At 70.5% G+C, this 18,969-nt stretch carries 24 protein-coding genes; 6 read left to right on the top strand and 18 right to left on the bottom strand.

Translation table 11 applies throughout. The annotated features are described in order from the left end of the window. Positions 1–698: chaplin family protein (locus KZC57_RS09655; RefSeq protein ID WP_247641596.1), on the bottom strand; the 698-nt coding region annotated here is incomplete at its 3' end. Between the two features lie 102 nt (positions 699–800). Continuing rightward, positions 801–1,865, bottom strand: a complete 1,065-nt coding sequence (locus tag KZC57_RS09650; protein WP_060923359.1) for a hypothetical protein — start codon at positions 1,863–1,865, stop codon at positions 801–803. A 516-nt stretch (positions 1,866–2,381) separates the two neighbouring features. On the opposite strand from KZC57_RS09650, the gene dnaB reads away from it, so the two are divergent. Then, the gene (gene dnaB / locus KZC57_RS09645; protein ID WP_062637804.1) at positions 2,382–3,755 is read left to right on the top strand and encodes a replicative DNA helicase; all 1,374 of its coding nucleotides are present in this window, start codon (positions 2,382–2,384) and stop codon (positions 3,753–3,755) included. A gap of 9 nt (positions 3,756–3,764) precedes the next feature. Here dnaB and KZC57_RS09640 read toward each other — a convergent pair whose 3' ends face one another. Then, positions 3,765–4,397, bottom strand: a complete 633-nt coding sequence (locus tag KZC57_RS09640; RefSeq protein ID WP_247641595.1) for a winged helix-turn-helix transcriptional regulator — start codon at positions 4,395–4,397, stop codon at positions 3,765–3,767. A 90-nt stretch (positions 4,398–4,487) separates the two neighbouring features. On the opposite strand from KZC57_RS09640, the gene KZC57_RS09635 reads away from it, so the two are divergent. Further along, entirely contained in the window at positions 4,488–4,964 is a 477-nt protein-coding gene (locus tag KZC57_RS09635; RefSeq protein WP_247641594.1) for a hypothetical protein, read from the top strand. Here KZC57_RS09635 and KZC57_RS09630 read toward each other — a convergent pair. Beyond that, positions 4,961–5,566, bottom strand: coding sequence for a TetR/AcrR family transcriptional regulator (locus KZC57_RS09630; protein WP_247641593.1), 606 nt, complete (start codon positions 5,564–5,566; stop codon positions 4,961–4,963). The genes KZC57_RS09635 and KZC57_RS09630 overlap by 4 nt on opposite strands. Before the next feature lie 32 nt (positions 5,567–5,598). On the opposite strand from KZC57_RS09630, the gene KZC57_RS09625 reads away from it, so the two are divergent. Then, positions 5,599–6,591, top strand: coding sequence for a DMT family transporter (locus tag KZC57_RS09625; protein WP_247641592.1), 993 nt, complete (start codon positions 5,599–5,601; stop codon positions 6,589–6,591). Here the strand turns inward: KZC57_RS09625 and KZC57_RS09620 are convergent. The 6 genes from KZC57_RS09620 to KZC57_RS09595 all read right to left on the bottom strand — a co-directional run bounded on the left by KZC57_RS09620 (position 6,531) and on the right by KZC57_RS09595 (position 10,993). Continuing rightward, positions 6,531–6,758, bottom strand: coding sequence for an RNA-binding S4 domain-containing protein (locus KZC57_RS09620; RefSeq protein ID WP_025102805.1), 228 nt, complete (start codon positions 6,756–6,758; stop codon positions 6,531–6,533). The genes KZC57_RS09625 and KZC57_RS09620 overlap by 61 nt on opposite strands. Positions 6,759–6,786: 28 nt before the next feature. Beyond that, complete coding sequence (locus KZC57_RS09615) at positions 6,787–7,701, bottom strand: hypothetical protein (RefSeq protein WP_247641591.1); 915 nt, start codon at positions 7,699–7,701, stop codon at positions 6,787–6,789. 169 nt (positions 7,702–7,870) lie between these two features. Continuing rightward, entirely contained in the window at positions 7,871–9,196 is a 1,326-nt protein-coding gene (locus KZC57_RS09610) for a HAMP domain-containing sensor histidine kinase (RefSeq protein WP_247641590.1), read from the bottom strand. Further along, entirely contained in the window at positions 9,189–9,866 is a 678-nt protein-coding gene (locus KZC57_RS09605; RefSeq protein ID WP_025102802.1) for a response regulator transcription factor, read from the bottom strand. Before KZC57_RS09605 ends, KZC57_RS09610 begins: the two co-directional genes overlap by 8 nt. 120 nt (positions 9,867–9,986) lie before the next feature. Continuing rightward, positions 9,987–10,511: a putative immunity protein gene (locus tag KZC57_RS09600; protein ID WP_247641589.1), complete on the bottom strand. Its 525-nt coding sequence runs from the start codon at positions 10,509–10,511 to the stop codon at positions 9,987–9,989. Positions 10,512–10,534: 23 nt separating this feature from the next. After that, positions 10,535–10,993 (bottom strand): DUF6194 family protein, encoded by a 459-nt coding sequence (locus KZC57_RS09595; protein WP_144881680.1) that lies wholly within the window; start codon positions 10,991–10,993, stop codon positions 10,535–10,537. A 61-nt stretch (positions 10,994–11,054) separates the two neighbouring features. Between KZC57_RS09595 and KZC57_RS09590 the strand changes: the two genes are divergently transcribed. Beyond that, the gene (locus tag KZC57_RS09590) at positions 11,055–11,855 is read left to right on the top strand and encodes a MerR family transcriptional regulator (protein WP_231919537.1); all 801 of its coding nucleotides are present in this window, start codon (positions 11,055–11,057) and stop codon (positions 11,853–11,855) included. On the opposite strand, the gene KZC57_RS09585 is transcribed toward KZC57_RS09590, so the two are convergent. Then, positions 11,788–12,537 carry a DeoR/GlpR family DNA-binding transcription regulator gene (locus KZC57_RS09585; protein WP_144881681.1) on the bottom strand — a complete coding sequence of 250 codons (750 nt, stop codon included), beginning with the start codon at positions 12,535–12,537 and terminating at the stop codon, positions 11,788–11,790. The genes KZC57_RS09590 and KZC57_RS09585 overlap by 68 nt on opposite strands. A 54-nt stretch (positions 12,538–12,591) precedes the next feature. Here KZC57_RS09585 and KZC57_RS09580 point away from each other — a divergent pair, with 54 nt between their 5' ends. Together KZC57_RS09580 and KZC57_RS09575 are read left to right on the top strand one after the other, a co-directional pair. Next, positions 12,592–12,957, top strand: coding sequence for a DUF4406 domain-containing protein (locus KZC57_RS09580; RefSeq protein WP_186326359.1), 366 nt, complete (start codon positions 12,592–12,594; stop codon positions 12,955–12,957). A gap of 9 nt (positions 12,958–12,966) precedes the next feature. Next, a complete protein-coding gene (locus KZC57_RS09575) occupies positions 12,967–13,143 on the top strand; it encodes a hypothetical protein (protein WP_025102796.1) in 177 nt (58 codons plus the stop codon). Between the two features lie 70 nt (positions 13,144–13,213). Here the strand turns inward: KZC57_RS09575 and KZC57_RS09570 are convergent, their stop codons facing one another. The 7 genes from KZC57_RS09570 to KZC57_RS09540 form a co-directional block, all read right to left on the bottom strand. After that, positions 13,214–14,578 (bottom strand): LLM class flavin-dependent oxidoreductase, encoded by a 1,365-nt coding sequence (locus tag KZC57_RS09570; RefSeq protein WP_083370955.1) that lies wholly within the window; start codon positions 14,576–14,578, stop codon positions 13,214–13,216. A 74-nt stretch (positions 14,579–14,652) separates the two neighbouring features. Beyond that, a complete protein-coding gene (pnuC, locus tag KZC57_RS09565) occupies positions 14,653–15,360 on the bottom strand; it encodes a nicotinamide riboside transporter PnuC (RefSeq protein ID WP_060923478.1) in 708 nt (235 codons plus the stop codon). Positions 15,361–15,362: 2 nt separating this feature from the next. Next, a complete protein-coding gene (locus tag KZC57_RS09560; RefSeq protein WP_144881682.1) occupies positions 15,363–15,890 on the bottom strand; it encodes a GNAT family N-acetyltransferase in 528 nt (175 codons plus the stop codon). A 74-nt stretch (positions 15,891–15,964) separates the two neighbouring features. Next, on the bottom strand, positions 15,965–16,471 hold the full coding sequence (locus KZC57_RS09555; RefSeq protein WP_247641588.1) for a hypothetical protein: 507 nt from the start codon (positions 16,469–16,471) through the stop codon (positions 15,965–15,967). Next, positions 16,468–17,160 (bottom strand): hypothetical protein, encoded by a 693-nt coding sequence (locus tag KZC57_RS09550; protein ID WP_247641587.1) that lies wholly within the window; start codon positions 17,158–17,160, stop codon positions 16,468–16,470. The genes KZC57_RS09555 and KZC57_RS09550 overlap by 4 nt, the downstream gene beginning before the upstream one ends. 35 nt (positions 17,161–17,195) lie before the next feature. After that, positions 17,196–18,113: a DUF808 domain-containing protein gene (locus KZC57_RS09545; RefSeq protein WP_105950661.1), complete on the bottom strand. Its 918-nt coding sequence runs from the start codon at positions 18,111–18,113 to the stop codon at positions 17,196–17,198. Between the two features lie 48 nt (positions 18,114–18,161). Next, the gene (locus KZC57_RS09540; RefSeq protein WP_060923475.1) at positions 18,162–18,884 is read right to left on the bottom strand and encodes a FadR/GntR family transcriptional regulator; all 723 of its coding nucleotides are present in this window, start codon (positions 18,882–18,884) and stop codon (positions 18,162–18,164) included. Positions 18,885–18,969: the final 85 nt, after the last annotated feature.

Below are 18,969 nucleotides of genomic sequence, written 5' to 3'. Positions count from 1 at the left end.
AGGAGCGAGATGGCGTTGCCGCCGACGCTGACCGGGGCCGTCACCGGGGCGACGACCTGGGTGCCGCTCGCGGTGCCGTCCTCGCCCGAGGTGCTCGACCCGGTCGCCGGGGCAGGCGCCGGTGCTGCGGCGCTCTCTCCCTCAGCGGCCGACTCGGAGTCACCGAGCAGCGAGATGGCGTTGCCGGACACGGTCACCGGGGCGTTGACCGCCACCAGAGCCTGGGTGCCCGAGAGCACGCCATCCAGGCCGTCCGTGTCGAGGGAAAGCACCCCGGCCGCGTCAGGGGCCTGGGGAGCCGCGCTCTGGGGAGGAGCGGCGGCCGGGGTGCTGGTCGTGGAGTCTTCGGTGAGACTGATGGCGTTGTCCGTCACCGTGACGGGAAGGTTCACGGTCACCACGGCTTGGGTGCCGGATGCCGTGCCCTCCGCGCCGTTCGTCTGCGGAGCGGGGGCGGGCGCGGCTGCGGGAGCCGGGGCCGGAGCGGGAGCCGGTGTGGTGGATGCCGCGTCGCCGAGCACGGAGATCGCGTTGTCGACGACCGTGATCGGGGCGGTGATGGGCGCTACGGCCTGGGTGCCGGAGAGCAAGCCGTCGTCTCCGGATGTCTCGGCCGCATTGGCGGCCGTCGCGCCGAGCAGGGTGATCCCGCCGGCGATGAGCGTGCCCCAGAGGACGCGCTTCGCGTAGGTACGCATGATGGTTCTCCTGACGTGACTGGTCTGTCTGATGGGATGCACGCGAGGAAGTGCGCGCGCAGCACGGCATCTGTCATCCGGGTGGGATGACGCGACAGTCCGTCAGTCAGGCGAGACGTCGGTGTCGGCGACGGGGGCGCCCGGAAGGGCGTCGTCCCGTGCGCCGGCGGCCCGCTCCCAGGCACGGAGCGGGGTCGCGCCGATCTCGCTGAGGCGAGCGGGGGCGCTGGTGGAACCTCCGGCCGAGGCGGCGGAGGAAGAGGCGGGGGCGGCCGGGGCGCCCGCGGGGGCACCGAACGGCACCGGAGCGGTGTCACCGGCACCGGCGTCCGAGGAGTCAGGCGCGGAGACCGGGCCTGCGAAGGAAGCCACGGTACGGAGCGCAGAGTCCTGGCCCGTGCTCGGCGGGGCCGACGGTGCGGAAGCACGCTCGGGAAGCGCGGCGATGTCGTCGCGCACAGGGGGGACGCCCGCGGGGACGGAGCCCTCCGGGGTCTGCGGTGCGGCCGGCTCTTGTGGCGTGAGCACCTCGACGACCGGCGGAACGGTCTCGTCGACGACGCCGCCGATCAGACCGGTCGTGCCGTCGACGACACCGACGACGTTCTCGACCAGGTCGATGGCGCCGGAGTCGACGACGATGCCGCCGACCAGCGGAAGGCCGCCGACGAGGTCGAGCACGGGCGCGGTGATCTGCGAGACCGGTGCAGAGCCGAGCACGTCGGTGACGGGCTCGACGACCGTCTCGGTGGTCTCGGCGACCGCCTCCAGCACGGGAGCCGCAGTGTCTCCGACGACCGGGACCTGCGTCACCGTCTCGGTCACCGTCTCGACGACGGCGGGAGCGGCCTCCTGCACGGGAGCGACGGTGTGAGTCACGACCGGAGCGACGACCTCGTGCACCACGGGCGCGACGACCTCCTGGACCACAGGCGTCGCCACCTGGTTCACCACCGGAGCGACGACGTTGTTCACGACCGGCTTCGTCACGGCGGTGACGGTCTCGGACACGACAGAGGTGAGGCCGTCGAGCGGACCCTTGGGCTGCTCGTCCGCGTGTGCAGAGCTGCCGCCGGTGAGGACGGTCAGAGCCGCCCAGGCGAGCGCGCCGATGCCACCCCAGAGGACGGCGTGGGGTACGCCGCGTCGGGTGCTCCGAGCGTCCACGTCGTCCTCCCCCTCCGAAGGTCCACGGGTGTGTCGATGGGAGGCAGAATACTCGCGGAGCCCCTGTCTGTCCAGGGGCGTTTACATCCGATTCTTCTCGTGTCAGATCGTGACGCGCCCGGCGGATTTCCGGCTTGACTTTCCCCAGGTTCTACACATGCCCCCTCCGGAGGGGAAACCTTCAACGCGCAATTTAAACTCGTTTTCATCCACAGGGTGGGGAAACGATAAAACCCCGTTCAGGGTAGATAAAAAAGTTCGGTGTTCACACCGTCCACCGGGTTATCCACACCCGTTCTGCACAGACACTCCGAGATTGTCCGCACGCTGTCCACATGGTTATCCACAGGCCGTGTTGCACCGTGTGGAGACCGCTCATAGCGTGGTCGAGCGACCGAATGTCGGGGGCACCTGCTTGTCTGGGGATGGCCGCCGCGCGGCCGCGGTCCCCCGCACCGGCATCCGCGGATGCGCGCGCGGGGTCCGCCTCAGAACCGTCGCATCGAAGGGAACACAGTGTCGATCGCCGACATCTCCGAGGAGCGCCTGGGAGGGCAGCGTCCGCCCGAGCGCACCCCTCCGCACGACCTCCTCGCCGAGCAGAGCGCCCTGGGTGGCATGCTCCTGTCGAAGGACGCGGTCGCCGACGTGATCGAGACGCTCAAGGGCGCCGACTTCTACATCCCCAAGCACGAGCTCATCTTCGAGGCGATCCTCTCGCTGTACTCCCACGGTGAGCCCACCGACGTCGTCGCGGTCACCGACGAGCTGATCAAGACGGGGGAGTTGAGCAAGGCCGGCGGCGCCGACTACCTGCACACCCTCACGTCGATCGTCCCGACCGCGGCCAACGCCGGCTACTACGCAGGCATCGTCTCCGAGCGCGCGATCCTCCGCCGCCTCGTCGATGCCGGGACGCGCATCGTCCAGCTCGGCTACGACGGCCAGGGCGACGCGACCGACATCGTCAACAACGCGCAGGCCGAGATCTACTCGGTGACCGGCTCGGAGACGGCCGAGGACTACGTGCCGCTCACGGTCGCCGTCGACGCCGCGGTCGAGGAGATCGAGGCGGCCAACGGCCGCGACGGCTCCATGACCGGCATCCCCACCGGCTTCCGCGAGCTCGACGAGCTCACCAACGGCCTGCACGGCGGGCAGATGATCGTGGTCGCCGCGCGACCCGCGATGGGAAAGTCGACCCTGGCTCTCGACTTCGCGCGCGCCGCCTCCATCGGTCACGACTTCCCCTCGATCTTCTTCTCCCTCGAGATGGGCAAGAGCGAGATCGCGATGCGTCTGCTCAGCGCCGAGGGGGCGATCCCGCTGCAGAACATGCGCAAGGGGACGCTCGACCCGCGGGACTGGACGACGGTCGCCGCCACCCGCGGCCGCATCAACGACGCCCCGCTCTACATCGACGACAGCCCGAACATGACGCTCGTCGAGATCCGGGCGAAGTGCCGACGGCTGAAGCAGCGGGCGGGTCTGCGCATGGTCATCATCGACTACCTCCAGCTCATGACGTCGGGTAAGCGCGTCGAGTCCCGTCAGCAGGAGGTCTCGGAGTTCTCCCGAAGCCTCAAGCTCATCGCCAAGGAGCTGCAGGTGCCGGTCATCGCGCTGTCGCAGCTGAACCGTGGTCCCGAGCAGCGACAGGACAAGAAGCCAGCCATCAGCGACCTGCGAGAGTCCGGATCGATCGAGCAGGACGCCGACATGGTCATCCTGCTGCACCGCGACTCGGTCTACGACAAGGACGTCCGCCCCGGCGAGGCCGACCTGATCGTGGCCAAGCACCGTAACGGTCCGACCGCGACCATCACCGTCGCCTTCCAGGGGCACTACTCCCGGTTCGCCGACATGGCGCCGGGCGGCGACTTCAACTGAGCCTGGGCGTCACCGTCCTGCGTCGGACGCCGACTCCTCGCGGAGGCTGAGCCGGACGTGGCAGGAGTGGGACGTCGTGAACGGGATCACGCGTTCGATCTCCACGGGGCCGCCCGCTCTCGCCAGCACCGACTTCATGAGCTCCTCGTGCACCCGGCAGACCACGGTCTGGTCATCGGTCAGAAGCGTGTGGAAGCGGCAGGGGGAGAGGTCGACGGTCATCGCCTTCTCGTCGATGTCCGGCTGCAGGCCCACGTCGTCGAGGTGGTGGAACAGCGCGTCGAGCTGATGCGTCGCGGCCTCCGGGAGCCCGGATCGCGTCGCCGGGAGCACCGCGCGCATGAGGTCGCCGTGGCGGATCGCCTCCTGGACCCGCCGTTCCTCGATCTCGTTCGGCTCGCTGGGCAGCACGGGGGAGAAGCGCAGCCGCGGTCTTCCTCGCCGACCGGTGTGCTCGACCTCGGACCGGGCGAGGCCCTCACCCTCGAGCACGCGGAGGTGGTCGCGCAGCGTGTTCACGTGGAGGCCCATGCGGAGGGAGAGCTCGGCGAGGCCGATTCCCGGAGTGTCCATCAAGGCGGCGAGGACCCGCAGCCGACTGCTCTGCATGAGCCCGCGATAGGCGTCGGTAGGACGTGGCATGTTACCCATTATCCCCCGATCGCGGAATGAGGCGCTATTTCCACGGTCACCCGCCGCTGGGGGTGCGGACCGGCCGGTTAGCCTGAGGCCATGACGGGTGGACGCACGGTGACGGCGCTGCGCCTGCTGCTGCCGGCTTTCCTGCTCGGGGCGATCGTCGCGATCTCGTTCCTGGAGGCGCCGCTGAAGTTCCTGGCTCCCGGAATCACGATCCCCCTAGGGCTCGGCATCGGTCGTCTCGTGTTCACCGCCCTCAACGTCCTCGCGGGAGCGGTGCTCCTCGTGCTGACGGCGGTCAGCGTCCGTGCCCGTGCCGGGCGTTCCTCGGCTCTGCTGCTCGGCGGGCTGTGGCTGGTGTTCCTCGTCGAGGTGGTCGTCATCCGCCCGATCCTCAACCTGCGGAGCGACCTGGTCATCGCAGGGCGGGAGGCGCCGGGAACCGATGGCGCGCACTACGCCTACATCGTCGCTGACGTGATGATGGTGGTGCTGCTCGTGGCGTTCCTCGTGGTCACGGTGCGGGCGGTGCTCCCGCCGCGCGCGTCCTCTTCGACGACCGACGTCTAGGACGCGTAGGACGCAGTGGACTCCAGCAGTCGGCGCGCGCTGTCCCGAGCGGTCGCGAACGGCTCCGCGAACGTCCCCATGCCGACGGTGACGATCGCGCCTTCATAGAGGAGCATGAGCGTCTCGGCGAGCCGGTCCGGGTCGTGGAACTCGGCCTCACCGCAGAGCTCCGCGAAGACCGCGAGCAGCCACTCCTTCTCGCGACGGGCCTCGGCGAGCACCAGTGGGGCGTCCCCGGGGCCGTCGATCTCGGCGCGCGCGTTGATGGCGCTGCATCCCTTGGTGCTGTGGTCCGGCACCCAGGAGATGGCGGCATCGAAGATCGCGAGCACGCGGGCGGGTCCCGGCTCCGGGACCCGTGTGAGGTGAACCGCGACGTGATCGCGCCAGCGGGCGTCCCGGTGCTGCAGGTAGGACACGACGAGCGCTTCCTTCGATCCGAAGCGGTCGTACAGGGTCTTCTTCGTCACTCCGGCCGCAGCGGCGATGGTGTCGACCCCGACGGCGTGGATGCCGCGTTCGTAGAAGAGGTCGGAGGCGGCGTCGAGCACGCGGCGCGCCCCGGGGGTCAGGGGCGGGAGCTCCGGCACGGTTGTCGACATGCGGCGAGTATACCAACCTGTATAGTGACGGGATGAGTAAACAGATCGGTATACTCTCTCGAGTCGTGACCGTGGGTGCGGCGGTGGCCTTCGTCCTCACGTGGAGCTCGGGCTTCCTCATCCCCGCGGTCGCCACCGCGGACGTCGACCCGCTGACGCTCCTGGTCTGGCGGTTCACGCCGCTCGCCGTCCTGCTCGTGGTCCTCGCCGCGACGTCCGGAGCGACGAGGGGGATGACGGCGCGGGAACTCGGTGTCCAGGCGCTCATCGGCGCGCTCGCCCAGTTCGGATACTGCGCTGCCGTGTACGCAGCCGTCGCCGCAGGGATCGCTACCGGCACCGTCGCGCTGATCGACGCGGTCCAGCCGCTGCTCGTCGCCGTGCTGGTCGGGCCGGTGCTGGGCCTCCGCGTGCGCGGCGCCCAGGTGGCGGGGCTGGTGATCGGGGCGGTGGGGGTGCTGCTCGTCGTGCAGTCGCAGTTCGGTGCCGGCTCCGCGCCGCTCGTCGCCTACCTGCTTCCGGCGGCGGCGATGGTCTGCCTCGTGATCGGCACGCTGGTGCAGCGACGGACGGCCGTGCGCACGGGGGTGCTGCTGACCCTGACCATCCACGTGAGCGTGACCGCCGTGCTGCTCCTCGTCATCGCCGCGCTCGCCGGGGCACTCGTGCCGCCGGCGCGACCGTCGTTCTGGATCGCCGTGGTGCTGACCGCCGTCTTCCCCACGCTCGGCGCCTATGGCCTCTACTGGTGGCTGCTGCGCCGGGTCGGCATCACCGCACTGCAGGCGCTGCTCTTCCTCGTCGCCCCGGCGACCGCGATCGGCGGGGCGCTGCTGCTCGGTGAACCCCTCACGGCGATCACGGTCGGCGGGTTCGCGCTGTGCGGCGCCGGGGTGACCATGGTGCTCGTGAGCGAGGCACGGAACCGCGGCCCGGAGGCGGCGGAAGGCTCCGCGACGCCGGGTCAGGGCCGGACGCGGACCGCCCGGCCCTCGAAGGTGACCACATCGCCGTCGCGGAGCTGACGCCCGCGGCGCCGGTCCACCTCGCCGTTCACGGTGACGTAGCCGTCGATGATGACCTCTTTCGCGTCGCCGCCCGAATCGAGCAGTCCCGCGAACTTGAGGAACTGCCCGAGGCGGATGACCTCGCCGCCGATGGAGACCTCGTCGATCGGATCGGAGTTCGTCATCCTTGCATGCTAGCCGTCAGGGACGCGGTCACTCGTCGACGTCGGTGCCGACGACCGCGAACGAGGCGTCGAAGGAGATGTCGATCGAGCGGTTGTCCGTCGTGAGGACGGAGGCGTCGTAGGGGCTCACGTCGTCGGAGTCCACATCGAGGTCGGTGATCATCCCCTCGGCCTCCGCGAGGGCGGCGTCGACGAGAGTGCGGATGGTCTCCTCGTCGAGCGTGAGCGTCGGTCCCTTGTCGTCGTCGTCCGCGGCGTCCGTCGACACCACGGTCGCGGTGAGGTCGTCGTCCACGCGCACCTCGGTCTCGTCCCCGGCGGACGTGGTCAGCTGCACTTCCCACGTTCCGTCGCGCTTCGCGTCGATCGAGGTGACCTCGCCCTCGGCGGCATCCTGGGCTGCGGCGGCGATCGCGAGGAGCTCGTCGATGTCGTCGGTGCCGATGCCCGTGACAGGGCCGCGGTCGCCCCGGTCTCCGCTCGGGCGGGCATCCTCGTCGCCGCGGTGGTCTCCGCGCGGGCCGCGGTCGCCCTCGTGTCGGGGGCCCTCCATGGCGGGGCGGTCGTCGTCGTCACCGAACTCGTCGCCGATCGCGGCACCCACCGCGACGCCACCGCCGGCGAGCAGCACCGCGGCCGCGATCCCGCCGCCGATCAGGAGCGCGCGCTTACGTCCGGGCTTGGCGGGGGTCGCGGCGGCCGGTGCCTCCGGGGCGGCGTTCGGGGCAGCGGCATGGCCGGAGGTCGGGCCGGGGGTCGGTGCGACCGGGACCGTCGGGGCGTCGGCGCTCGCGTCGGCGGTGGTGCCGGGGCCGGCGGGGGAGTCCTGTCCGGCGTGCTGGTCCTGGCCCGCGCTCGGGACCGCTGGTACCGCGTTCTGACCCGCGGTGTCGTTCTCGTCCGGCGTGGGGTTCTGGTCGGGAGCAGGAGTCTTGTCGTTCATGTCTCGATGGTCTCCCGACGCCGCTGAAGCCACCCTGAAGTCTCCTGAAGCCCCGTTCAGGAACCGATATCTCGGGCACGACCTCGGAGCTCGGGAACGACACGCCGCCGTGCGTCGGCCATGACCGGGGTGTCGTCGGGGATCTCCGAAACTCTGCCCGGGCGGTCGGTCAGGAGAGAGGGCCGGCGAGGGGGAGGGTCACGGTGAAGCGGGCGCCGCCCCACCGGGACGTGTCCACCGTGATCGCGCCGTGGGCGGCGGTGGTGATGCCGTGAGCGATCGCGAGACCGAGCCCGCTGCCGCCAGCGTCGCGACTGCGGGCCTCATCGAGCCGGACGAAGCGCTCGAAGATGCGGTCCCTCTCCTCCGGCGGGATGCCGGCGCCGTCGTCTTCGACCGTGAGGACGACGTGCGCCGTCTGCGGCTCCACCCCGATCGCCACCCGGCCGTTGCTGTGCCGCGCGGCGTTGTCCGCGAGGTTCCGCAGCAGCTGGCCCAGCAGCCGGGGGTCGCCGACGGTGCGGGCCGCACGGATCCCGGAGCCGTCGACGTCGAGCCCGGTGGCCCGCAGCCGACGCACCTCCGCGAGGGCGAGGTCGTCCAGGTCCACCGGTTCGGTGCTCCCGGTGACACCCTCGTCGAGGCGGGCGAGGAGCAGCAGCGACTCCACGATGCCCTGCAGCCGCAGCCCCTCCTCGGACACCACCTCGGCGAGCTCGTCGATGCTCGTCACCTCCGGGTGCGCCTGGGCGAGCTCTGCGTGCTGACGGATCGTCGCCAGGGGGGAGCGGAGCTCGTGCGAGGCATCGGACACGAAGCGGCGCTGCGCGGTCGCCGCCGCGTCGAGCCGGTCGAGCATCCCGTTCATCGTCACGGCGAGGGAGTGGATCTCGTCCGCGGTGTCGGGAACGGGCACCCGGTGATCGAGGCGCTCGGCGGTGATGCCCTCGACCTCCTGGCGGATGCGGGTGACCGGGCGCAGCGCGCGCCCCGTGACGAGCCAGGTCGTGACGGCCACGAGCAGCAGCAGCGCGGGGACGGCGATCACGAGCAGCGTCGCCACCGTCGACAGGGTCTCCGCATCCTCGTCCAACGGCACCGCGAGGACGAGGGTCTGGTCGCCCTCGACGTCTTCCGACACCACGACCATCGGCTCGCCGTCGATCCGGACGACCTGCGGATCGTCGTCCACGGGCAGCGGCGTGGCGCCGAGCGCATCGGCGGCCTCCTCGCTGGCGGCGCGCACCGCTCCGTCCCGCCCGAGCAGCTGCACGAGGTCATCGTCGAGCTGGTCGGGGCCGCGGCGTCCCGGACCGTCGAATCGGCTGACGAGCTCCTCCAGCCGCTGCTCCGCCGCGCGTTCGGTGCTGCCGTGGATACTCGCGCTCAGCACGCCGTAGAAGGAGAAGGCCCCGAGGAGCAGCGCGACCGCGACGACGAGGGTGGCACCCAGGGTCGTCCGGCCGCGGACCGACCGCCAGAGCCGCCTAGCCACCGTTCGCCGCCAGCCGGTAGCCCGCCCCGCGGATGGTCTCGATCGCCTCACGTCCGAACGGCTTGTCGACCTTGCGGCGGAGGTGGCCGATGTACACCTCGACGATGTTCGGGTCGCCGTCGAAGTCGTCGTCCCAGACGCCGGCCAGGAGGTCGCGCTTCGACAGCACCTGCCCGCGGTGGCGCATCAGATGCTCGAGCACCGCGAACTCGCGGGCCGTGAGGGAGATCGGGGTCTCGCCGCGCCACACGTGGTGTCCGGCGGGATCCAGTCGCAGGTCGCCGGCCTCCAGGATCGTCGGTCGCGCCACGGCACCGCGGCGCACGAGCGCCCGGAGCCGGGCCACGAGGATCGCGAAGGAGAACGGCTTGGTGACGTAGTCGTCGGCGCCGCTCTCCAGCGCCTCCACCTGATCCCATTCGCCGTCCTTGGCGGTGAGCATCAGCACGGGAGTCCAGTTCTCCTCGGCGCGCAGGGCCTCGCACACCTTCCACCCGCTCATGCCGGGCATCATCAGGTCGAGCACGATGGCGTCGTACCGGGTCTCGCGGGCCCGCCAGAGGCCGTCGATGCCGTTGTGGGCGACGTCTACCGCGAAGCCCTCCGCCTCGAGTCCGCGGCGCACGCCCTCGGCCAGACGCACCTCGTCGTCCACCACCAGGATCCGCATCCCCCCAGTGTGGCGGGTCATCGCTGAATCGGGGCTGAAGCGGTCGGGCCGCATTCGAATCGCGCACCTGGTTCCATTCCGGGCTCAGATACAGCCAGTTGCGCGATTCGAAGGAGGGTCCTAGCCGACGGCGGACGAGAGGTGTGCCTGGATCTCGTGGATCACCTCGCCGAGGGGGCCGGAGGAGAGAAGCCCGGGGCCGAGGGGGCCGGCGGGGTCGGTGCCGAGGAGTGGGAGGGTGCGCAGGGCTGCAGCGGCCTCGGGCGAGAGCTGCGCGAGTTGCCAGCGCACTTCGGCGGCGCGGGCGTCGGGAGCGTCCGGGTGTGCCAGCTCGATGGCTCGCGCGGCGTAGGCGGCTGCCCCGAGAGCATGCGCTCCCATGTGCGCGACCCCGGCGGCCTGTGCCGCGGAGCGAGAGGCCGCGGTGCCGGCAGGGGTCACGGCGCTGCGGGCGGCCCTGCCGGCCACGAAACGACGACGGATCTCGCCCGCAGCCGTGAGCTCGCCCCGCGCGAAGGCGCGCGTCCTGGCGATGGCATCACGCGCGCGGTCGTCGTCCGGGGCCTCGCTCTCGAACAGCGGCAGGACGCGCTCGGCGCAGTCGGCCGCCCATACCGCGACGATCCGACGGTCGGACTCGGTCATGCCCTGAGGAGTCGACACGGGACTCATCTCGCCCGTCGTCCGCTGCGCGCACGTGCCGCCTCGTGCGCCTCGCGGAGAAGGGCGAGGACCGTACCCGACGTCGCCTCCGCGGGGTCGATCACGCACACCCAGCCGGCGGCGCCGTACAGGGGGTGAGGTCGGAAGACGTCGACCGCCGTCGGGTCGGTGTCGTCGCCTGCGCGCGACCCCGCCGCGATGATCGACTCCGCGCGCTCGCGTCCGACGTGGATGTTCACCCGGAAGCGCCCTGGAGCCTCCAGCGCGGAGGACGTGTCGTCGGGATAGTCCTTGGTGATGATCGTCCCGTACGGCTGCGTGCGCTCCGGCATCCGGCCGTCGGGCGCGTGGTAGAAGTACGCGTCTCCCCATGACACTTCGGGGAAGTCGCTGCCCGCCTCCGGGGCGACGACGAGCGCGCCGTCGAACGAGCGGACCTCTGCGATGATCTCCTGCATCTCCATCCTTCAATGCTGAGGCTGACGTGCTTATGTGGACTCAAGGACCGGAAAGACGAGGAAGCACGTGCACAACCCTCAAGAGCAGGTGATGACGACGGCGGCGCTCGGACGGCTGGTCGACTACTCGACGCAGCAGGTGCGCGACCTCGAGCGCCTCGGTGTCCTCCCCGCCGCCGAGCGCGGTGCAAACGGGTACCGGCGGTATCGGACGTCGCATGCCCTGGCGCTGCGCGCCTATCGCGCGTTGGCGACGGCGCTCGGTCCGGTGCCCGCGCGTCGACTGATGCCCGCTCTCATCGGCGGATCGGTCGAGCATGCGGCGGAGCGGATCGATGACCTGCACGCGGATCTCGCCCTCGAACGCTCACGGGTGCGCGCGGCCCTGCGCGGACTCGAGGATGCGGTGGCGGAGGCCGACGATCCGTTCGTCGAGGACGATGCGATGGCCATCGGCGAACTCGCCCAGGCGCTCGGCGTCCGTTCCTCCGCACTGCGGCACTGGGAGCGAGAAGGGTTGGTGCGCCCCCTTCGTCGTGCGGGATCGGTCCGCTCCTATGACTCCCTCGCGATCACCGAGGCGCGGATCGCCGCCGCCCTGCGCTCGGGCGGCTACGGCATCCCCACCGTTTCGCGGATCATCGACGAGGTGCGCGCGCACGGTGACACCGAGCAGGTGCAGCGCATGCTCGCGGAGCGGCTGGCCGACCTCACGCGCCGCAGCGTCGCGCTTCTCGCGGCGGCAGGTCACCTGCACGCCCTGCTCGCGGAACGCCTCGCGGGAGAAGACGGATCGTCGCTCACGCCCGTCCCGGGATCTGCGCCAGCACCTCCGGGATCAGCGGATTCTCGTCGAGCGGGTCGGTGATGACCGCGGCGATCGCCTCGAACGGCAGTACCGGGTAGCGCGAGGCGGCGCCGATCTTCTCGTCGCTCGCGAGCACGATCGTCGCGGCACATCGGGAGGCGATCGCTCGCTTGGTGACGGCATCGTCGAGCTCGCCCGTCGTGAGGCCGTAGCCCGGGTCGACGCCCGTGACGCCGACGAAGAACACGTCGGCAGCGAGGTGCTGGATCGCCTCCATCGCGAGTCCTCCACCGGCGACGAGGGAGTGCCGGGCCAGCTCGCCGCCGATCATGATCACGCGCGCATCCGAGTGCTCGGCGACGGAGAGGGCGACGGCGGGGCTCGGGGTGATGACCGTGATGTCGGTGCCGGAGGGCAGCAGCCGCGCCATCGCGAGCGTGGTGGTTCCGGCATCCAGCACGATCGTCGATCCGGGGAGGATGGTCGTGACCGCCTGGCGGGCGACCCGCTCCTTGCTCTCGGTCGCCAGATCGTGGCGCTCCCGCACCGGGCGATCGGCCGCGGCGATGGGCAGCGCGCCGCCGTACACGCGCTGGAGCCTGCCCTCCTCGGCGAGCTCGCGGAGGTCGCGGCGGATGGCGTCTTCCGAGACTCCGAGATCTGCGGCGACGTCCTTCGCCACGACGCGCCCCTCGCGGTCGAGGAGGGCGAGCAGGTGGTCTTTGCGCTGAGCAGCGAGCATACATTTCCTCACGAAGTTGAAGGTTTATGCATGATTCAGACTACAGTCATCTTCATGATGAAGCCACTCCTGATCCTGATCGCCGGCCCCTACCGTTCCGGCACCAACGGCGACCCCGCCCTGATCGCTCGCAATCTCGCGCGCCTGGAGGAGGCGTCCGGTCCGATCTTCCGGCTCGGTCACGTGCCGATGATCGGGGAGTGGGTCGCATTGCCGGTCCTGCGCACTCTCGAACCGGCCGACTCCGGCGAGGGCGACGTCATGTACGAGACCGCCCGGCGACTTCTCCTGCACTGCGACGCGGTGCTGCGGCTGCCGGGAGAATCTTCGGGCGCGGACAAGGACGTCGAGATCGCCCAGGAGCTCGGGCTGCCCGTCTACCGGTCGGTGGAGGAGATCCCGGCCGTCGTGACTCCGTAGGCTGGAGGCATGACCAAGAACATCTGGACCGTCCTCGGCGTCATCCTCGCCGTCGTGATCGCGTGGTGGATCGTCAGCGCGCTGTTCTCGGTGCTCTGGTTCATCGCGAAGCTCGCCATCGTCGCGGTCGTCGCCGTGGTGGTCTTCCTCGTGCTGCGGAGTCTCTTCACCCGCGACGCCGACTGACCTGCCTTCGAATCGCTCACTTTGCGGCAAAACCGGCCGTTTTGCAGCAAAGTGGGCGACTCGAACGGGGTCAGAGGCGGTACTGGGCGGCGCGGTGCGTGGGCTGGACCCGGTCGCCGCGGCCGTGCAGCTTGTGGCGGAGCGTGCCGGGCACGTACTCCTCGGGGTAGGCGCCGCGCTCTCGCAGCACCGGGATGACGTGCTCGATGACGTCCTGCCACGTGCCGGGGGTGACCGCATACGCGAGGTTGAAGCCGTCGATGTCGGTCTCCTCGACCCAGGACTGCAGCTCGTCGGCGATCTCGACCCCGGAGCCGACGATCGTGGGGCCGAGCCCGCCGATCGCGTTATGGCGGCCGAAGTCGCCCACGGTCCACTCGCGCCCGAGGTCGGCCTCCTCCTTGAGGTGCTGCAGCACGGACTGGATCGCGTTCGACTCGACGTTCCCGACCGGCTCGTCCTCGGCGTACTGCGAGAGATCGACGCCCATCCACCCCGACATGAAGGTGAGTGCGCCCTCCGGACTCGCGTAGGAGAGGTACTCGGCATGCTTCGCGGCCGCCTCCTCGCTCGTCGCCGCGGTGATCACCGTCAGCAGCGTGTAGATGCGGGCGTCATGACGGTCGCGCCCCGCCGCCTCGAGGGCGTCGCGGATGCGCTTCACGGTCCCGGCGAGCACCTCCTTCGACGGCGCGGCGACGAAGATGGCCTCGGCGTTCTCCGCCGCGAACCGCACCCCGCGCGGGCTGGCGCCGGCCTGGTAGATCACGGGAGTCCGCTGCGGCGAGGGCTCCGAGATGTGGATGCCGGGCACGGAGAAGTGCTTCCCCTCGTGCCGGATCGGATGCACCTTCGACGGGTCGGTGAAGATCCCGCGCTCGCGGTCCTCCACCACCGCGTCGTCCTCCCACGACCCCTCCCAGAGCTTGTAGAGCACCTCGACGTACTCGTCTGCGTGGTCGTAGCGGTCGTCGTGGGCGAGCTGGTCCTCCTGGCCCATGTTCCGCGCGGCGCTGGGCAGATACCCGGTCACGACGTTCCAGCCGACGCGGCCCTGCGTGAGGTGGTCGAGCGTGCTGAGTCGCCGAGCGAACGGGTAGGGGTGCTCGAACGCGGTGCCGGCCGTGACGCCGAACCCCAGATGCTCGGTCACCGCGGCCATCGCGCTGACCAGGAGGATCGGGTCGTTCACCGGTACCTGGGCGCCGTTGCGGATGGCGGCCTCGTTCGTACCGCCGTAGACGTCGTAGGTGCCCAGGACATCGGCGATGAAGATCCCGTCGAAGGTCGCGCTCTCCAGCAGCTTCGCCAGGTCGGTCCAGTACGAGATGGTGTTGTACTGCCGCGACCGGTCGTCGGGGTGCCGCCACAGGCCGGACGACTGGTGGGCGACGCAGTTCATGTCGAAGGCGTTGAAGCGGATCTGCCGGGTCATGCCCCCATGAAACGGGACCGGACGGGGCCGGGGCGAGCGACGGCGACACGCACGGAAACAATCCGCGGTGCGGCTCAGGCCTCCTCGTCCGGACGGCGGGGGCTCGGGTCGGGAGGGAGGATCTCGATCGGGCGCGCGGCCTGTCGCTGCGCTCGCCACCAGATCACGAACCCGACCGCCGTGAAGACGCCGTAGAACACGTACATGAGGCCGGTCGCGTAGTAGCCGGAGCTGAACAGCAGCGGCACCCCCACCACGTCCACGGCGATCCAGATGAGCCAGAACTCGGTCCAGCCCTTGGCCATGCCGTAGGTCGCGAGCAGTGACCCGACGAAGGTCCAGGCGTCGGCCCAGACCGGCTCCCACGAACCCAGGGCGCGGAACAGGGGGGTGAGCGCCACGGTTCCGACGACGAGGACCACGACCAGACCGATGCGGGCCCCGGTCGGCGCCCACCGCGGCACGATGCGACCGCCGTCGGCATTCCGCCAGCGGATCCACCCGTAGATCGCGACGGCGATGAACATGATCTGCCGCCCGGCCTGACCGAGGAGATGCGGCAGCGACGGGTCGGGGCTCAGGGCGGATCCGAGGAACACCGTGAGCAGCAGGACGTTGCCGACGATGCCGACCGGCCACGCCCAGACCTTGCGCCGCATGCCCCCGAGGGCGCTCGCGAGTCCGAACGCGTTCCCGACGACCTCACGCACCAGGAGGGTCTGCCCACCGGGAAGCACCCAGGACGAGGAGAAGGCGTCGACGAGCCACTGCAGGAAGTCCATCGCTAGAGCGCCGCGTCGGGGGTGGGGCGCTCGTCGAGCACGAGCTGCAGCATGCTGAGGTCGAGCCACCGGCCGAACTTCGCGCCGACCTGGGGCATGCGGCCCACCTCCCGAAACCCGAGGCGCTCGTGGAGGGTGAGGGAGGCGGTGTTGCCGCTCTCCACACCGCCGATCATCACGTGCATCCCGGCTGCCCGGGCCCGGGCGATGAGCTCCGTCATGAGGAGCGTGCCGATGCCGCGTCCGCGCTGATCGCCGCGCACGTAGACGGAATGCTCCACGGTGAGGCGGTAACCGCTGTGCGGGCGCCACTGGGCATAGGACGCATAGCCCACGACGCCGCTCTCGTCAGCGGCGACGATGACGGGACAGCCGCGCGCGGTCCGGTCGGCGAGCCACGCTTCCCGGTCGGCGCGATCCACCGCCTCCTCGTTCCAGATCGCGGTCGTGTGCAGGACGGCGTGGTTGTGGATCTCGGTGATCGTGTCGAGGTCGGCGCTCTCGGCGGGCCTGAGGTGCACGGCGGTCATCGCAGGTTCTTCCTTCTTCGCGCTTCGGGTGCGCACGCCGACGTTAGCAGGATCGACGGGGGCGGCACCTGACGTCAGCGTGCGCCGCGGCGTCCGAGCTCCTCGCGCACGAGGATGGCGCGATGCATGTCGGCCATGATCGGGTCGAAGAAGCGCTCGCGGTACCGCGCCTCGCTCACGGCCGAGAAGACGAAGGGCAGCGCCGCGATCACCGCCAGCAGCGTGGCCGCCTTGAGGAGGTTCACTGTGAGCGGGAGCTTCTGCCCGAAGAACTCCAGCGGCTGCACGGCGAGCGGTTGCGCGGCGCTGCCGGAACCGAGCCAGATCCCGATGATGCCCGACGGCACGGCGATCCCGCCGATCACGATGAGCAGGGCCGCGATGAGGCCGGTGAAGAAGAGTGCCTGCACGAGCTGGGCGACGGTCATGGCGAGCAGGATGTTGATGCGCTGGGGTGCGCGGAGCGGGAGGCGGCCGCCGTCGGCTGCCGTTGCGCCCTCCGCCGGCGTGCCGACGAGGAGTGCGGTGCGCTGCTCCGCGGTCGGGGGTGGGGATCCGTCGTCGATCTCCGAAGCACTCACCCGCAGCACGACGATGCCGGCGAGGACGGCGACGACGAGCCCGACCTGTGCGATCGACCCCAGGAGAGGGCGGACGCCATCTGCCACACCTCCGCCGAGAAGAACGCGAAGACGACGAGCATCAGGATCACCGGCAGAGCGATGGAGGCCATGTGTCCGATCGCGGAGGCGTTGCGCACCGCGAGTCGGGAGGCCCACCCGAGCAGGGCGCCGCCGCCCATGCCGGTGACGAGCACGCAGACGGCGAGCACGAGGAGCGCGCGGAGGACGGGCCCCACGGTGGCGCCCGGGTGATCGACGTACCCGGAGGCCACCAGGAAGGCGAGTGCCCCCGCGATGACGAGAATCGCGAGCGTCGTGCCGGCCGGCGGACGCAGCCGGCGCAGCACCGTGCGCACGAGGTAGTACGCCCCCCACGCCAGGCTCACCGCGATCACGAAGATGACGAAGGCGAAGACGGCCACGAAGGCGGCGTCCTCGGCCGCATCGTCGAGCGCGACCTCGTACACCGCCTCGATGCCGTCCTGGAAGAGGTAGGCGGCGACGGCGACCCAGGCGATGAGCGGGGCCACGCGGCGCGGCAGATCGGTGAACCACCGGCGCAGCGGCACGAAGGTGGGAAGGCCCTGCTCGCGGAACCATCGATCCGCGTCACGCGTCGAACGGTGCAGGGTGCGACTCGCAGGCATGGCGTCGAGACTACGTCACCCCCGCCGCGACGGACTCAGACGTGGATGTCGGCGGGAGAGGCCTCGCCCTCGTGGAAGCTCGGCTTCCTGCCGAAGAGCTTCGCGACGCCCAGGACGACCCCGACGATCACGAGGCCCCAGGCGAGACCGGCGATCGCGGAGATGATCGTGTCGACCACCCACACCACGAAGCCGCCGAGGGGCTCCAGCGCGTGCTCGACCGCATGGAGAACGTCGGCCGGGGCGTGCAGCCCGACCTCGCCGAGGTTGATGAGCACGAGGTGCCCGCCGACCCACAGCATGGCGACGGTGCCGAGCACGCTGATGAAGCGGAAGACCGCGGGCATGGACCGGACGATGCGGGTGCCGGTGTGCCGGACGCGCTGCGCCGGGTTCTTCGCCATCTTCAGGCCGATGTCGTCGATCTTCACCAGGAGCGCCACGGCCCCGTACACCGCGACGGTCATGACCAGCGCGATCACCGCGAGGATCGCGAGGGTGGACCAGATGCCGAGTCCCTTGTCGAGGCTGGCGAGGGAGATGAGCATGATCTCCGTCGAGAGGATGAGGTCGGTGCGGACGGCGCCGAGCACGAGCTTCCTCTCGTCGCGGGCGCCTTCGTCGGCGTGGCCGTGCTGCACGCCGAACCACTCGAGCACCTTCTCCGCGCCCTCGAAGCACAGGTACGAGCCGCCGAGGATGAGCAGGTAGGGCAGCACCCACGGCGCGAAGGCCGTGAGCAGCAGCGCGATCGGGATGATGATGACGAACTTGTTCACCAGCGACCCGAGGGCGATCTTGCCGACCACGGGGAGCTCGCGGGCCGGGGTGAGGCCCTGCACGTACTGCGGGGTCACGGCGGCGTCGTCGATGACGACTCCGGCGGCCTTCGCCGACGCCTTCATCGCGGCGCTCAGGATGTCGTCGACGACGGCGAGCAGTCCAACGGACATGCGGGTCCTCTTTCCGTGGTGGGAAAGTCAGACTACCGACTCCTCGGCTCAGGCCCGCACGTCCTCCGCGGTCGCCAGCACCCGCTGCAGCGGCTGGTAGTGCTCGATGACGGCCTGGCGGTAGCGCTCGACGTCGCCGGAGCGCGCGGCGTCCAGCATGTCGCCGTGCGCCTTGGCGGTCTTGTGGATGTCGTCGGGCTGCGCGATGCCGAGCTGCGGGAGCACGGCGGTGTGCACGTCCCAGAAGGCTCCGACGAGCTGGCCGACGAGACGGTTGTCGATGGCGCCGAAGAGGCGGGTGTGGAACGCCCTGTCCTCGTCGAGGAAGTACTCGCCGCGGCCGGCCTTGTCGACCATCTCGGCGACGAGCTCGTCGAGCTCCGGGTCCGCCTGCGCCTGAGCGGCCTCGACCACGCGCTCGGCCATGGAGAGGTCGAGCGCGAGGCGCACCTCGACGACCTCGCGTAGGGCCTGCAGCGACCCCTCGGGGGACAGCACACCCCGGAAGACGAGCGCCTCGACCATCGGGTCCAGCGACATCGGGCCCACGTAGGTGCCGTGTCCGTGCCGGACGTCGACGATGTCGAGGGTGGAGAGCGTACGGATCGCCTCGCGGACCGAGGAGCGCGACACGTCGAGCTCCTCGCAGAGCTCGGCCTCGGTCGGCAGGGGATCGCCGGGAGTGAGTCCGCGCGTGAGGATGAGCTGCTTGATCTGATCCGCCGTCGTGGCTCGCCGCATCCGCGACGCCCTCCCCGTGGTGGACTTCATAGGGTCCCTCTCCTGCCTGCCGGAAACGCTCCGATCCTCTCACTCTTGTGATCCGGTCGAACGTGTGTTTAGAGTACATCAGACG

The sequence above is a fragment of the Microbacterium sp. KSW4-4 genome, from assembly GCF_023091185.1.
In the GTDB taxonomy this organism is placed as follows: Bacteria; Actinomycetota; Actinomycetes; order Actinomycetales; family Microbacteriaceae; genus Microbacterium; species Microbacterium paraoxydans.
Note: the sequence above shows the minus strand (reverse complement) of the source record. Positions and strands in the feature narration are given on the sequence as shown.